Source organism: Pedobacter xixiisoli, assembly GCF_900215335.1.
Classification (GTDB): domain Bacteria; phylum Bacteroidota; class Bacteroidia; order Sphingobacteriales; family Sphingobacteriaceae; genus Pedobacter; species Pedobacter xixiisoli.
In genome coordinates this window covers 704,665-719,662 of sequence record NZ_OCMT01000001.1, presented here as the reverse complement: position 1 = coordinate 719,662, position 14,998 = coordinate 704,665, and the positions used below count along the sequence as shown (strand labels likewise).

At 35.0% G+C, this 14,998-nt stretch carries 13 protein-coding genes and 1 other RNA gene; 7 read left to right on the top strand and 7 right to left on the bottom strand.

Annotated features, from left to right (window positions below):
- Positions 1-225 precede the first annotated feature (225 nt).
- The 3 genes from ffs to CRO54_RS02875 all read left to right on the top strand — a co-directional run bounded on the left by ffs (position 226) and on the right by CRO54_RS02875 (position 2,014).
- Positions 226-325, top strand: an RNA gene (gene ffs / locus CRO54_RS02885) — signal recognition particle sRNA small type.
- A 77-nt stretch (positions 326-402) separates the two neighbouring features.
- Complete coding sequence (gene fsa / locus CRO54_RS02880; RefSeq protein WP_097128476.1) at positions 403-1,062, top strand: fructose-6-phosphate aldolase; 660 nt, start codon at positions 403-405, stop codon at positions 1,060-1,062.
- A gap of 115 nt (positions 1,063-1,177) precedes the next feature.
- Positions 1,178-2,014 carry an NHL repeat-containing protein gene (locus CRO54_RS02875; RefSeq protein ID WP_097128472.1) on the top strand — a complete coding sequence of 279 codons (837 nt, stop codon included), beginning with the start codon at positions 1,178-1,180 and terminating at the stop codon, positions 2,012-2,014.
- 24 nt (positions 2,015-2,038) lie between these two features.
- On the opposite strand, the gene CRO54_RS02870 is transcribed toward CRO54_RS02875, so the two are convergent.
- Both CRO54_RS02870 and CRO54_RS02865 read right to left on the bottom strand, forming a co-directional pair.
- Positions 2,039-2,269: a hypothetical protein gene (locus tag CRO54_RS02870; RefSeq protein WP_097128469.1), complete on the bottom strand. Its 231-nt coding sequence runs from the start codon at positions 2,267-2,269 to the stop codon at positions 2,039-2,041.
- A gap of 123 nt (positions 2,270-2,392) precedes the next feature.
- Entirely contained in the window at positions 2,393-3,772 is a 1,380-nt protein-coding gene (locus CRO54_RS02865; RefSeq protein ID WP_097128467.1) for an exonuclease domain-containing protein, read from the bottom strand.
- A 73-nt stretch (positions 3,773-3,845) separates the two neighbouring features.
- Between CRO54_RS02865 and CRO54_RS02860 the strand changes: the two genes are divergently transcribed.
- Together CRO54_RS02860 and CRO54_RS02855 are read left to right on the top strand one after the other, a co-directional pair.
- Positions 3,846-4,106, top strand: a complete 261-nt coding sequence (locus CRO54_RS02860) for a hypothetical protein (RefSeq protein WP_138765731.1) — start codon at positions 3,846-3,848, stop codon at positions 4,104-4,106.
- Between the two features lie 82 nt (positions 4,107-4,188).
- On the top strand, positions 4,189-4,551 hold the full coding sequence (locus tag CRO54_RS02855; RefSeq protein ID WP_097128463.1) for a hypothetical protein: 363 nt from the start codon (positions 4,189-4,191) through the stop codon (positions 4,549-4,551).
- A gap of 73 nt (positions 4,552-4,624) precedes the next feature.
- Here CRO54_RS02855 and CRO54_RS02850 read toward each other — a convergent pair whose 3' ends face one another.
- On the bottom strand, positions 4,625-5,572 hold the full coding sequence (locus CRO54_RS02850; protein ID WP_097129880.1) for an aldo/keto reductase: 948 nt from the start codon (positions 5,570-5,572) through the stop codon (positions 4,625-4,627).
- Positions 5,573-5,822: 250 nt separating this feature from the next.
- Between CRO54_RS02850 and CRO54_RS02845 the strand changes: the two genes are divergently transcribed.
- Complete coding sequence (locus CRO54_RS02845) at positions 5,823-7,142, top strand: paraquat-inducible protein A (RefSeq protein ID WP_097129878.1); 1,320 nt, start codon at positions 5,823-5,825, stop codon at positions 7,140-7,142.
- 56 nt (positions 7,143-7,198) lie between these two features.
- Entirely contained in the window at positions 7,199-8,524 is a 1,326-nt protein-coding gene (locus CRO54_RS02840; protein WP_240774997.1) for a paraquat-inducible protein A, read from the top strand.
- 261 nt (positions 8,525-8,785) lie between these two features.
- On the opposite strand, the gene CRO54_RS02835 is transcribed toward CRO54_RS02840, so the two are convergent.
- The 4 genes from CRO54_RS02835 to CRO54_RS02820 are packed head-to-tail and all read right to left on the bottom strand — an operon-like array spanning position 8,786 to position 14,857.
- Entirely contained in the window at positions 8,786-11,536 is a 2,751-nt protein-coding gene (locus CRO54_RS02835; RefSeq protein ID WP_097128458.1) for a hypothetical protein, read from the bottom strand.
- Positions 11,537-11,596: 60 nt separating this feature from the next.
- Complete coding sequence (locus CRO54_RS02830; protein WP_097128456.1) at positions 11,597-11,818, bottom strand: KTSC domain-containing protein; 222 nt, start codon at positions 11,816-11,818, stop codon at positions 11,597-11,599.
- Positions 11,815-13,593 carry an ATP-binding protein gene (locus tag CRO54_RS02825; protein ID WP_097128453.1) on the bottom strand — a complete coding sequence of 593 codons (1,779 nt, stop codon included), beginning with the start codon at positions 13,591-13,593 and terminating at the stop codon, positions 11,815-11,817. The genes CRO54_RS02830 and CRO54_RS02825 overlap by 4 nt, the downstream gene beginning before the upstream one ends.
- A complete protein-coding gene (locus tag CRO54_RS02820; protein WP_097128451.1) occupies positions 13,580-14,857 on the bottom strand; it encodes an SIR2 family protein in 1,278 nt (425 codons plus the stop codon). Before CRO54_RS02820 ends, CRO54_RS02825 begins: the two co-directional genes overlap by 14 nt.
- Between the last annotated feature and the right edge of the window lie 141 nt (positions 14,858-14,998).

Genomic DNA, 14,998 nt, shown 5'->3' with positions numbered 1-14,998 from the left:
CATATAGTATACCCGAGTTTAGTTTGCTTATCAAATTTATTTTTCACCAAATTCAGTCTATAAAACACCCTCATCATCCCTAAACAGTCTCTCAAAGCAACACCTCAATGAAGAAAATCTGCTACCAGCATATTTTAAAACCCTGACAACAAACAGCTTAAAAAAACATCAAATTTTAATATAAAATATGTTTTGTAGAATTGCTCCTTTTGCTACCTTTGTGCCGGGCAAGTCTTCTACGATCAGCTCCCTTTGAACTCCCCCAGGTTGGGAACAAAGCAAGGGTAGAAGGTTGTAGCGATGCGATAGAAGTTGCTTGCCCTTTTTTTACCCCCTAGCCCCCTGAAGGGGGGATATAAATAATCAGGGTTTTTGTTCTGAAAACCTTTTATTTAAATAACCATGAAATTTTTTATCGACACAGCTAATCTAGACCAGATTAAAGAAGCGCAAGATTTAGGCGTTTTAGATGGCGTAACCACCAATCCTAGTTTAATGGCCAAAGAAGGCATTACTGGAGATGAAAACGTAATTAACCACTACAAAGCAATTTGCGAGATTGTTGATGACAACGTGAGTGCAGAAGTAATTGCTACCGATTATAATGGCATTATTAAAGAAGGTGAAGCTTTAGCAGCGTTAAATTCTAAAATCGTGGTTAAAGTACCTATGATTAAAGAAGGCTTAAAAGCTATCAAATATTTTAGCAGCAAAGGAATTAGAACCAACTGTACGTTAATCTTCTCTCCTGCTCAAGCTTTATTAGCAGCAAAAGCTGGTGCAACTTACGTTTCTCCTTTCTTAGGTAGATTAGATGATATTTCTACTGATGGTTTGACTTTAATCGAAGATATCCGATTAATTTTTGACAACTACGGTTACGAAACTCAAATTTTGGCAGCTTCTATCCGCGGACCATTACACATTGTAAGTTGCGCTAAAATTGGTGCTGACGTAATTACCGCACCACTTTCTGCAATTACAGGCTTATTGAAACACCCATTAACCGATAGCGGTTTAGCTACTTTCTTAGCAGACCACGCTAAGGCTGCAGGCAAATAGCAATATTAAGACAGATATAAGAAAGCCCTTAATTTTAACAGATTAAGGGCTTTTTATTTGAACTTTATTTTATTTGTGCTGTTTCTTACTTAGTTCGTTTACTATCTTTACTCTCATGAGAGCCCGAAACCTATTTTCAATAGCATTTATCGCATTAGGCCTAATAAGCAATTATTCAAATGCGCAAATTAAATTATCAGCACCAATATGGGAAGCCAAAAACAACTTACCTGTTCCAGAATCTGTTCTTTACAAGGCTGATACCAAAGAATTATATGTAAGCCTTATTGACGGTGCTGGCAATGTGAAAGATGGCAAAGGCGGAATCGCTATTTTAAATTTAGATGGCTCGATGAAAAACGCTGAATGGATCACTGGACTAAATGCACCAAAAGGATTAGCAATTTATAAAAACACACTTTATGTTGCCGACATCACCGCAGTTGTGAGTATTGATATCCGAAGTGCAAAAATAAAAAACAAGTTAGAAATAGATAGTGCAGTTTTTTTAAACGACATCACTGTTGATGAAAAAGGGACATTGTACGTTTCTGACACACGCACCAATAAAATCCATCAGGTAAAAAAAAATAAACATTCGCTGTATCTTAAAAATGCAACCAGCGCAAACGGCTTGAAATGGATAAAAAATGAATTATTCGTATTAGCCGGAACTGAACTTTGGAAAATCGACTCCAAAAAGGAAATAAAAATTATAGCGAAAGGATTTGAAAAGGTTGGTGATGGATTAGAGCCCATAGGAAATGGCGAATTTATAGTCACCTGTTGGGCAGGTATCATCTATCATATAAAAGCAGATGGTACTATGCATAAAATTCAGGACGTGCAGGGAAAAATGAATACTGCTGATATAGGTTACAATCCGCAGGATAAAATCATTTACGTACCTACATTTAACCAAAACAGTGTCATCGCTTATCAGTTAAAATAAACGGAACTTAAGAATTGACTTTGATTATCCTACTTGAAATGCAGTGGCCAGCTCTTTTAACTGCTCTGCAGAAATCTCGTTAGGGTTACGATATTGCTTCTCTAACATTTCTGGCTCAATTGCAATTTTGCCACTAGTAGTTTGGATTAAACATCTCCCATCTTCTATGGTACTAGAAATGTATCTACCAACCTGACGATTGATGTAAGAGCAACGGAGCACTAACTCATGGAAAATAAATACTGGATAATTCATACATTAAAGGTAAAGCCAGTATGTTAAGTTAATGTTAAGCAAACATCACTAAAAGGTTAAAAACTTTGGTGCCCGTAAATAATTCGATAACATTTCTGCTTCCACTCAAAAAAACTAGCCCTTTTAAGCAACCTTAACTACTCTGGATGGATATTGGCTTGCAAACGTCATCACCAATTGAAGCATGTAGTGGTTGCTTTTACATTTTTTCAAGCTATCCCTAACTTCTTCAATTTTTCCCGTAAAATCTTCCCCTATATAACCAATTCCATTAACTTTTCCGTTCTCTACCCATATACATCCGTTCTCCCCTATTTCCCTTCCATCCAAAATTAGTGCAAAATCATTCTGTTCTAAACCTAACTCATCTAGCAACTTATCCACATTAGCGTTATGACCAACTGCATCGGGTATCGGCAGTTCAGACTTGAACACACTTGCAGTACCATATCTGCAAAATCGGCGGTCAATATTAAATGCTTCGCTTTTTTCCACCAAAAAACTAACTGCTTCCGACTCGCTATTGAACGCTTTTAGGCATTGCTGCTGCTTTGGTAATTTTCCAACTGCTAAATGCGAATAGCCGCTCACCGCCATATAATGATATAAGCCGAATTTAGGTTCGAAACGTTTAAGTGCACTATTATATATGGGCCAATGCTTCTGAATTTCCGTACATTCCAATAACAAAGCCATTAGCTCAGAGCCACAGCGTTCAAAAGAGATATTCCAAATATCACGAAGAAAATTTTGACGACGTAAAGCAGTGTTGTTTCCTGTAAAATGAGAAGCTACACGCTTTCTGATATTAATCGCCTTGCCCACATAAATCACTTTTCCTTTCTGGTCGTGGAAGTAATATACTCCGGCACATTCTGGCAACGCAGCAAAATCTTCCATTGGCACATTAGGTGGTAAGCGCTGCTCTGGAGATATTTTACGCAGCATTCCAGAAATTACAGCGTCAACATCTCGCTCCAGCAACATCGAAAAAAGCTCTACCGTTGCCAAAGCATCGCCCATGGCACGGTGCCGATCCTTCAAAGTGATTCCCAGCTGCGCACACAACTTACCTAAACTATAAGAAGGCATACCAGGAATCAATTTACGAGAAAGCCTCACTGTACAAAGCTTAGGAACGTCCCAAAACATACCACAAACTGCAAACTGTCCACGTAAAAAAGAATAATCAAAATTAACGTTATGGGCTACAAAAACTACATCTTTCAATAAGCTATAAATCTTATCGGAAACATCGGCAAAAACTGGAGCTTCGGCAACCATTGCATCATCAATCCCCGTCAAAGCGGTGATATGTAGCGGAATTTCCATTTCAGGATTAATTAAACTACTCCATTCGCTAATTACCTTTTCACCATCGTGCAACAAGATAGCTACCTCTGTTATTCTACTTCCCGATACACTCCCCCCAGTGGTTTCAATATCCACAATTGCATATTTTGTAGCAGTATTAATTTCGTTTTTATTTTTGCCTGAAGCCATTACGCAATTTTACTAAAATAATTAGCAAAAACAAATACTTTATTTCGTATTTTTTATTATTTTAGCCAATGTTATGAAATACCACTATATGCGCATCTCGTCTACCACAGTTCGTATAGAACTGATACCAGAAGACAATGCAGAAAAACTAATATTGCAGGAATTGGCACAAGATTCTACTGACGATCTAGGCTTAACGAAACTTTTTGAAAATGGCTTGGCTATCTATCAGCCACAGGCAAAATTAATTACTAAAACCTTTATGGATTTTCCACGTGTGGCACTATGTAATTTTCAATTGGTTACAAACTTTTCTGCAATCCAAAGCGTTTAACTATTTACAAAAACAGCTATCATAAACACTAAATAATGCGCTCCAAGCCATGAAATAAGCAACCTAATTCACCTTTTCACCTATGCAAGCATCTACCACACAACTGTTTGACTTTCTTTATTTTTTGGACAACAACGAATTCTATCTAATAGAAATCAAGAGGAATGACCTTGGCGATTATGCTCCAGTTTCAGAAAAATTTCAATGGCTGAAGATTTCAAAACTCAATCACCTCAGTTCTCGGTTAACTTTTCGTTCGATGGATTCTTCTCAAGAAATTGAAGAGAGGTATTTTGAAGAAGGCTTTTTGAAATTCAATAGTGATACGGGCACTTTTATTGAAAAATATAATTCGGCTCAACATCTACTCGTGAACCGAAGTAGCGAGCAATTACCCGAGGAATTGAATAAACAAATTTCCGAATTATTAACGGCTCACGCATAGCCTCTCCGATTTAGGTAGATAAAAAAATAGGATGACAAAATGCCATCCTATTCATTAATATGCGGCAGGTTGATTAATATTGGCTTGCTTCGTTCAACAGTATTAAATCTAGTTGATCTAAATTCAGTTGAGGTGCTTGTATCAGTGTAGCCAATTGATTTTCATTAGTAGCACTTACAATTGGCGCAGTAATATTTGGCTGGGCTAACAACCAAGCCAATGAAACCGCTGCTGGTTTAGTTTGATGTTTGGCTGCAACTTCATCTAATGCATTTAAAACAGATAAACCTGTTTGATTTAAATACTTACTTGCCCCCTGCCCTCTTACGCTCTTTCCGAAATCAGCTTCATTACGATATTTGCCTGTTAAAAACCCAGCGGCCAAGGCCCAATAAGGAAAAACAGACAAACCGCATTTTTCAACTAAAGGGGCATAATCTGTCTCATATCCTTTGCGTTCTACCAGATTATAATGAGGCTGTAAGGCAACATATTTTGGAAGTTGGTTTTGGGTGGCGAACTCTAACGATGCCTCAAGTCGTTCTGGTGAAACATTTGACGCAGCAATGTATCGAACTTTACCTGCTTTAACCACTTCGTCGTAAGCAGAAAGGGTTTCTTCTATCGGCGTCTTATTGTCGTCAAAATGGGTATAGTATAAATCGATGTGGTCAACCTGTAAACGTTTCAAAGATTCATCTACCGACTTTAGAATATGTTTTTTACTGATATCAAAGCCATGTTCTTTCGTTTCGGAACCTACTTTTGTAGCAATAACCATTTCACTTCTGTTTCCTCTTGCTCTAAGCCATTTTCCAATAATTGTTTCCGATTGACCACCAGAACCATTTACCCACCAAGAATAAGTATCGGCAGTATCAATAAAATTAAAACCCGCTTCCGCAAAAGCATCCAGTATATCAAAAGACTGTTTTTCGTCTAAAGTCCATCCAAATACATTACCTCCAAAATTGATACGAGAAATTTCTAAATCTGTGTTGTTGATTTTCGTTTTTGACATCTTGATATTAATGTAAATATTCGCCTCTAAAAAATTCATCGCCTAAAAACACGATTATTCAATGCAAGTAACAATTTTTGCGTTGTGATGTTAGCAATTTAAAGCAAACCTTACATACAAATGGCATGCACAATATCTACTTACTAGTTACTTCGAAAATCATCTATCAGAAAATTTCGCAAAAAACATTCACCACAAAAACAATATTTGCTATCTGATGGTTATTAGCCAGACCATTAACTGCAGCGCCTTGAATACCAACGAACCAAAAAGTAGATTTAACTTAACCAGAATCTTTTTAATTCTGACCTTGTTAGCTGTAATTATTGCTCAAGGATATGCTGGATATCAGCTACATGAGCTTTCAAAAAAGCAACAACAACTAAAGCACGACTATGCTGAGATGAACAACATCACACTCGGTTTATTTTCTATCTCCCAATGGCAAGATAAAATAGAAACGATAGTCCAACGCCAAACCCGCAGTCTAAAGCTTAGCAAAAAACAAAAAAAAGAGCTTCAAAATGAAATTGAAGGTGTAATCATTGCATTAATTAACAAAGCGGAAAATTTGGTAACCAAACCAAAAAAGAAATCGCTTCGTGGTAAAATTGTAAAGTTTGCTGTAAAAAACTTTATTGATGTAGATAGCATTAAAAAACAAGTACCAGGAATAGCCTATACGATTATCGGAAAAATAGATAATTCGAAGACTAAAAAGCAATTGGGAGCGCTAGCTATGGAAAAGCTAGATAAAATTGATGAAATTGAAACCATAGACAGCACCTTAACAGCCAACGCAAACGCCATACTTAAAACTTACAGTAAATACGGCGTAAAAGATTCGGCTACGTTTAATAACAAAGTAAAGACCGAGTTGAAAAACATTCATCGAGCCACTTACAACTATTGCATTGCGATGCTTATTGGCATTGGTTTATTTTTAACTGCTTGGATCATTTTCAGAAAACGCAAAGATTTACACGCTACACTCTTTATACTTTCTCTAGTATCCGCGTTTATCCTTTTAGCGGTAGGCCTCACCGCCTCTATGATTGAAGTAGACGCTAGAATTGGAGCGATCGACTTTACATTGCTGGGGCAGCATATTGTCTTTAAAGACCAAGTGCTCTTTTTCCAATCTAAAAGTATTTTAGACGTGGTGACAATTTTAATCAGCGGCAGCGCTATTGATTCTATAGCCGTAGGTGTACTTATCCTAATTTTCAGCATCTTGTTTCCGGTGATGAAACTCAGCTCAACTGGTATTCATTTACTTGGAAAAAAGAAGCTGGCAGAGAATAAATTCATTAAGTATTTTGCTTTCCAATCGGGTAAATGGAGCATGGCTGATGTGATTGTTATTGCTATTTTAATGGCCTACATTGGCTTAAACGGATTACTGGAAAATCAGTTAGCTAAATTGGATATTCCGGTCAATTCGCTTACGATGATATCTACGCATAACACAGCCCTACAACCAGGCTTTTTGATTTTCATTGCTTTTGTACTGTTCGGGCTTATCCTCTCTACTATATTAAAATCTATTAGCCCACACGACTGTAGCTAAAGACAAACCATTGAAACCACTAAAGACAAGGATTAATCTTAGCTAAATTAAAAACATTGGAAACATCAGCTCAATTAAACAAACCCAAAAAGCCTTTAATCTCACAAATTCTCGTGATTTTAGTGATGGCTGCCCTATTATCGGCAGAAAGCTATTTTGGCTATAAACTTTATACACTTTCTGCACAGCAGGAACAATTGAAAGAAGATTATTCTACCGCCAACAACATTACTTTTGGCGTATTTTCTCTTGATTTATGGCGAGATAAACTTTCCGGTATCGTTACCAATAAAATCAAGAGCTTTAAGGTTACTAAAGAACAAAAGCAGGAACTAAAAGAAGAAGTAGAAAAGCAGCTCCACGGTATGATAGACCAAGTGGTGCATCAATTTAACAAGCCGCAAAAATCATTGGGAGATAAGCTTAAAAAATTTGCTTTTAAGCAGCTGGTAGAACCCAAGGAACTTCATGCGCAAGTACCTTCTTTTGCACAAACCATAGTTAATCGCATTAACTCCCCAAGAGCCATTAAAAAATTAAAGGGCATTGCAAATACAGAGTTCAATGAGCTGGCCGAGCAAATCTACGACAGCACCGCTACCGCCCAAAGCAAAGTAAGCAGTTATTTATTCAAGAAATACAAAGTAAACAACATCTCTACTTTTAATAAGCATTTAGAAACCGAATTAGAAGAAATTAGAAAAACCACCTATAATTATGCTTATGCAATGTTGGGATGTGCCTTATTAGCGATATGCCTATGGCTACCACTAAGAAAAAAACAACACTTGCACACGCCGCTTTTCATCATGTCGTTATTGGTTGCCTTAGCCCTATTACTCGTTGGCGCAACAGTATCTATCATTGAAGTAGATGCTAGGTTGAGTACACTTGAAATACATTTGCTAGGAGAAAAAATCGCTTTCAGCAATCAGGTATTGTTTTTCCAATCCAAAAGTATTTTAGGCGTAGCTGAAGTTTTATTACAGCAGCCTAAACCAGATTCTATTACTGTTGGAATACTAATTATAGTCTTTGTATTGATCTTACCTATCTTAAGAATGATTGCTAGAGGAATCCACTTACTCTGCAAACCTCCAATTGCAGAAAATAAGGTTAACAGATACTTAACGTTTGAAGCGGGAAAATGGGATATGGCAGATGTGATGGTAGTAGGTATCTTAATGACCTACATTGGTCTGAATGGCATTCTACAAAGTCAGCTGGGCGGACTAAACATGAAAACCGAAACTTTGGTGACTACAACTGTTAACTACACTTCTTTACAGCCTGGCTACATCATTTTTGTGGGCTACGTGGCGCTCACTATTGCCTTATCTTTTATATTGAAAAAAGTAGATTGTCCGCCGCAGGATAAATAAAAATATTTTTCTTGGTAGCTCAAAAAAGAGCTATGTGTATTAAACGAAAAAAGCTCCCTTTTCAAGGAGCTTTTGTTTTTGAACTTACTTTGTGATCCCGCTGGGATAAGAACCTTGTCCCATTTCCTGCGTTTTATGACTATCTGCAAAGGTTTTGATTTCTAACTCACCGAATCGCTCACCTTTTTATCTGTATTTTTTAGTTGCAATTGCTATACATTAAATATAATCATTTTTCTTAAAAATAATAAAAGTATTTTATCATTTTTCAAATTCTAATTTCCAAGCCTCATTTTTTTTCATCCAGCGCTCTTTTTCTTGATCATTAGCACGAAGGTCGATTCCCTGCTGTAGAGAAGCGATACAGTCACTTGATTTTAATAAATATTCTGTCTCTGCCTTGTCATTGTAAAATGCGGCAACAAAAAAGCTCTGAAGGTTTTTAGATTTTCCCATATCAATTGCTTTATCAATGGCAGTTAATGAATCATCATAATTATTGAGACCCCGCTGTATTTTGCATAGAGTTTGATATTGAAAAGCATCATTAAAATCAAAATCTTTAGCTAAAGCTAGTGCTCCAGCAAAATCTTCTATTAGAAGAAAGAATTTAGCAGCTTCACGTCTACTAAATGAATCCAAAACTATTTGATTAAAGTAATTAATTGCTTTTTGCTTAGTTTTCTCCAACTTAATATCTTTATCGTCATCTGTATAGTTTGAGTACAAGAACTTGTAATACTCCGATAGAATTTTCGCGTAGTTGAATCTTAATTTGTCGTTAGTGTCTATATTTGTTGGCTCAGGAAGACTTTCTACCAAATCTCCAAATTGAATAGGAAATTCGTAGCATAGTGAGCTAGATAATTTGCTTAGCACTTCATACGGCTGATCGAATTTATCATCCAAACAACGTTTGACCTCAATTATAAAATCGTCAATTCTGTTAAATATGTATTCTTTTCTAAGTTCATTATGGTTACTATCAGAAATTAAACTATAAAATGCCAAGAGAACGGTCAGAGATCCTTTTCTACGAATTTCCTCATTTGTGAAAATAAAATTTAATCTTTCTTTGACTTCATTGGTTTTTCTAGCTTTCGAATAAATCTTAGTAACTTGAAGAATAGTATAATCAGCGTATGGATCGATTTTCAACACTTTTTCAAAAAAATCCAGAGCAAGATTATTTTCGTTAATCTTACTATAGATTTTGCCGATATGATGTAAAAGAGCCAATTGACTATTATGTTCTTTCACCGAAGATAGTATCGTCTTTAGGGCATCAATCTGCGAAAGCGCTGTTATTTTTCTAGATTCAGTTTCGGAAATCAAATAAAGCTCTAATTCAAATTGTTCGATTAAAAGAAGTATATCTATAAAATCATTTCCGTTTGGTACGATTGACTTAATTTTCGAAATAGTATCAGAAGTAGATGTATTGATGTCGTTCGACTGTATTAGCGAATAGAGTATCGACTTTTTTAACAGACCAGTTGCTGAAGACAATTTTCTATCTAAAAATGTCCTATGATTAAAAATGAAGCCATAGAAATCGACACCCTTTTTTTGATGTTGTTCATTAAGAAAATCTAATAACAAAGTGTCGAAGTCAGACTCAAAAGAAGTCGTTTTAGCTACATCATTAATTGAATCCAAAACAATTTGATGGATATCAAAATAGATTGAATCTTGGGCTGTAATTAATGAAGATTTTTCAAAATCCGACAATGGAAGACGACCAAGCATACTTTTAATAAAGTATTTATTAATCTTCCTATTCCGTGGATTAATATATTTTACAAATGCTAATTGGCGTTCAAATTTATCTTTAACGAAACCTATTATCCTTGAAGCTATATTTTTATTAAGCATTTCGGGATCGCTAAGTGAATGTATTAATCCCAGTTCGTTAATTACATCTCCCCATTCGAATGATCCATCGTCTATATTAGACTTTAAAATATTTAAGATTAAAGGATATCCGCCAACAAAATCCAACAATACGTCTAATTGTGAAGAATTAGGAGGGACGCTACAGCTATTCAGTATTTTCTCTGACTGTTCCCTATTTAAATATCCTAAGTGAAAAGCTTCTTTCTTTGGAAGCGATATCTCTAGAGATGTAATTAAGCATTTAGAATTTAGCTTATTTAGATTCTTAAAATCTTGTACAATTTGTCTAACGTTCTGATTGAAATTATCTAAAATTAGTAATACTCTTGAATTTTCAAGTTTTCCTGCTAGATTTATCAAATGATCTTGCTTCGATAAACGTACTCCCTCGAATTTAAACCTAGTATTTTGTTCATAATCACCCTCAATGAAAAATGTAAATTCAAACTCTTGTTTTAATGCCTCAACGATGCTGATTGATAATTCACTTTTACCGATACCACTTAACCCATATATTTGAATAACGTCTTGGGATTTAAATCTATTTATTATTTGCGTTTCTTCATCTCTATTAAAGTAGTTAGCTTTATGTTTTGGAATTTGATTTGCATCTGGTAAAAGCCTATAAAGCTCATTTGACCTAACCAAAAAACTCAGTATTTTTAAAATTTTTGGGGAATTAAGGTTATCAAAGATTACATCTCCAATTTTATCTGCATCATAAGGATAAGCTTTTTGGCTATATTTCAAGTTTTCAATTTCTTTCGTCAAAGACGAAATGCGATTAGTTCGTGCAAATCTGTTGGAAAACAGATAAACTTCTTTACATTGGGGATGATTTTTTATCGCTCCCTTTAAATCTGCCAAAGGTTTTGAGAATGGATCATCGAAATAGTTCTCATCTGTTCCACACTGGCCAATAATATCGAAACGAATATCAGCCATATCGCCGGTATACTTTACAGGTTTGGCAGAAAGATTTTGCCCCTCCAGCGTAACAGGCTCTTTAAGTATTAATTCCAAAAGAGTAGTACAAAGCTCTTCAAATTCTGTACCATTGAGAGTAAGTAAGTCGTCTTTGACAGCAATTTTAAAGGTTCTTCGTATATTGCTCATTTAACTAAATAAAGATCATAAATAAACTACATTAGTTGATTGTATCGTAATCGAGGTTAATTACGAAATTCTTTCGTAGGGATAAACATTCTTAAAATTCCTATGCATATAGGAGCCAACTGAAGGTGCATACAATAAATTTTCATATTCAACTTGTGAAACCCCTTTGTATACATAAATCGATTGATTGGTGTATTTAATGAAAACGAACTCATTCTCTGCATCATAGCCCACACTTTCAATATTAGATGAGCTTACTGGTATTAATTCTGGAATATTCATATTTTATAATTTTGGTTTCTCCACGATTTTATTAATTTACTATACTCTTCATCTATATTATGTATCTCCCTACTCCAGAGTATTGAGGCTTTAGGATCTGAGCCTTTTGCTGTGTTATTGGCTTTATAAAATTTTACTCTTGACGGAATTTTAACTGCTTCTCCAGAGATTAATGCTTCACCAGTTCTAAGACTTGGCAAAATATCTATCATAGATTGAAGTTCGTCTTGTATTGCTGAACGAATGTGGCCTCGGTCTTTTGAATTATTCATTCTTAATGCTATTAATGTACCACATTGGCTTAAAACAGTCTCATCTATTTCCGATGGTCTTTGTGTTGACAACAACAGCCCAACACCATATTTCCTGCCTTCCTTTGCAATTGTTTGCACAGTCCTCGAAGAAATAGAATTTTCCCCAGCTTTCAAATAATTGTGTGCTTCTTCTAGTACTAATAACAATGGTTGACTCTTGCCTCCAACATTAGTGTTAATTCCCCAAAATAATCCATCATAAATTATTTTAAGGAGTGTACCTGATATTGAAGTCATGATTTCACTAGGTACACCTGACAAATCTAATATTGTAATTGGTTGTTTATTAGCTAACCAAACTTTAAAAAGGGAATCTAAATCTAATTTTATCTTTCCATTTTCATCAGGAGTATAGTTTCCAGGATTAAAAAGAAAGTTGTAGCTAGCGTTATTTAATTTATTTCTCATACCATCTAAGAAAGATAGAATGCCCTTTGCTTTTACATTGACAAACGGAGCAGAATTTCCAGTTCCAGCGGGAGGATATATATTGGATTTCAAAGTTTCGATGTCCCCAACCGCAATTTTTGTTGCTGGTGTAGTCCTGTCTGCGTTAAACGTAGTTCTTTCAAAATCATCAAGTTCAAACCATAGTTTTTTCAAACTGAATGGAATCGGTGAATCTGCGGTCACAGATTGCTCTTCTACATCGATTTTATTGTCTTTTACACTTTTTAACTTAGCGTCAACAATTTTTTCCCTTATATATTCTCTATTTTGATCCGATAATGATCCCGAAAAAACCTTTATCAATTCACTGAAGGGAAGTGCCCAAAATGGAACAACAAGCTTACTATCATCGTCCCCATTTACTTCAATTAAATTGGAGTGTTTAGTTAGACTTTCATTGTATTCTCCATGAGGATCAATTATTACAACTCTAGAATTCTTAAAATCTCTTTTAGCTATTGCCTGTAAAAGTATCGACACCGCATTCGATTTTCCGCTTCCTGTAGAGCCAACTATAGCCGTATGTCTAGATATCATCCTATCTAAATCTACTTTGGCATCTAAACTTTCTGATACACTAATATTACCTACTGTAATTGAGTTTATCTCGTCGTATCCACCGTAAATAATATTAAGATCATCAATGGTCACAAGATGTACCTTATCTCCAGTACTAGGAAATTGAATTATTCCCCTTTCAAATTTCTTGCCGATTTGCTCGCCTACTAATGCTATGTTTATCCAACGATTATTGACAAGTTTATCATAATCCTGTAGATATACTTCTCTTAAATTATCTGGTATTGCAGAAGAACCAATTTGCGTTACTATCCCATACAGTGTCGCATATCCTAAAGGAACTTTAACAAAAGATCCAATTTGACCTATCCTATATACTATACCGTCAATAATTGGCATGTTGGATTTTAGGTTGTCGAATAGTCTTACAGAAATAACATTTCCACTTATACTATCGATTTCCCCAATCTCAGTAATATTATTTCTTGCCATTTTTTGATAGTTTTATAATGTCGTCTTCATTAAGCATTATTTGCAGAAAACTTACTAAATTACCGAAGTCCGATAGTTTAAATTCCCCTTCTCCTGTCCATTTTTCTTCCCCTTTATATTCTTTATTGAGTTCCTCAGACTCTAAAATCGGTGCATCCTCGTCAAAGTATTGGTTCACATTGATCGTATCATCATTATTTGGCTCTGACTTTAATCTCCATTTACCATATTTGCAACCGATGATTGCATGGCTCGTTGCATACACTGATATTTTTGATGTTTGCAAACCTATTTTGCTAATATTTGATTCAATAGTTATCTTATCATACTTATCATAAAACAAAGCTAATACATGTGAAGTTGTATTTGTTTTCAAAGCCGAAAGTATCCTAGAATTTATATGTTCATCACCCCAAGAATAGCCACAAGTGATTAAAACTGAGTCGTCCTGTTTTATAAAATTTGAAAGTCGATCAAGTAAGCTCTCATAGGGTTGCTTTTTTGAATCTTTGTATTTCAATGTCGATGGATAAATCAAAAAATCTTCATCATTAGATATACTCCGTAGAATTTTTTGGTTTTCATTATCAAAGCTCCATCCTAAAGATCCATGTATTTTCCATAGCTTAGTCTGATTTGGCAAAAAACGTAAATCTTCGACAGTGTGTGGATTAAAAAAAGGCCTTAAACTTCCACAGAAGCCGTCATAATAACTTATATCATTGTGTTCTAATCCTAATTCAAACAAGAAGTCATAATTTGTAGTAAATATTTCAACAGGATGTTTTCTGTCTGCCTGACCAATCCATTTCGAGAAGTCTGCTTGTACTAAATTTCCAATTATTTCCTTTGAAACTATTTCTCCATCGGAAATATGAACGCTAACTTTTTTATGTATTGATTTTTTTATGTTTTGAATTAAAGTAGCTAATTCTTCTTTATTTATGCCATTTAACTTCGCCTTGCTTATGAAAGACAATTTTAGTTCAAGGTTAGATAATAATGTTTCGATGTTGAACTTTTCCCCAAGTTCTTCTTTTAACTCAGAAAATACATTCTCATTTTTTTTATTTCCGTTCGATAATTCTTCGACAATTTCTTCAGTCATTTTACCAATAGCTGGTACTACAAGTGAACTTGAATGCTTTTTTGCCAGAGAACTGCCAGCGCCAAATAAAAATCCAATTTTCTTTTTATCAGAAATCAGTATCTGCTGCACTCCCCGTATATACTCGGAAGGATCAAAATGGTTAATTTTTCCCATATTAAATTATTAATGTTTTTGAATGCACAAAAAGTTATTTTTTATGTTTAAACTATGTCGGTGTTGGTTGGAATTAAGCCATTGTTAAGCCTAACAGAGTTGATTATTAGGCCTGATATCGCCGTTGCAAAATAGATTGAC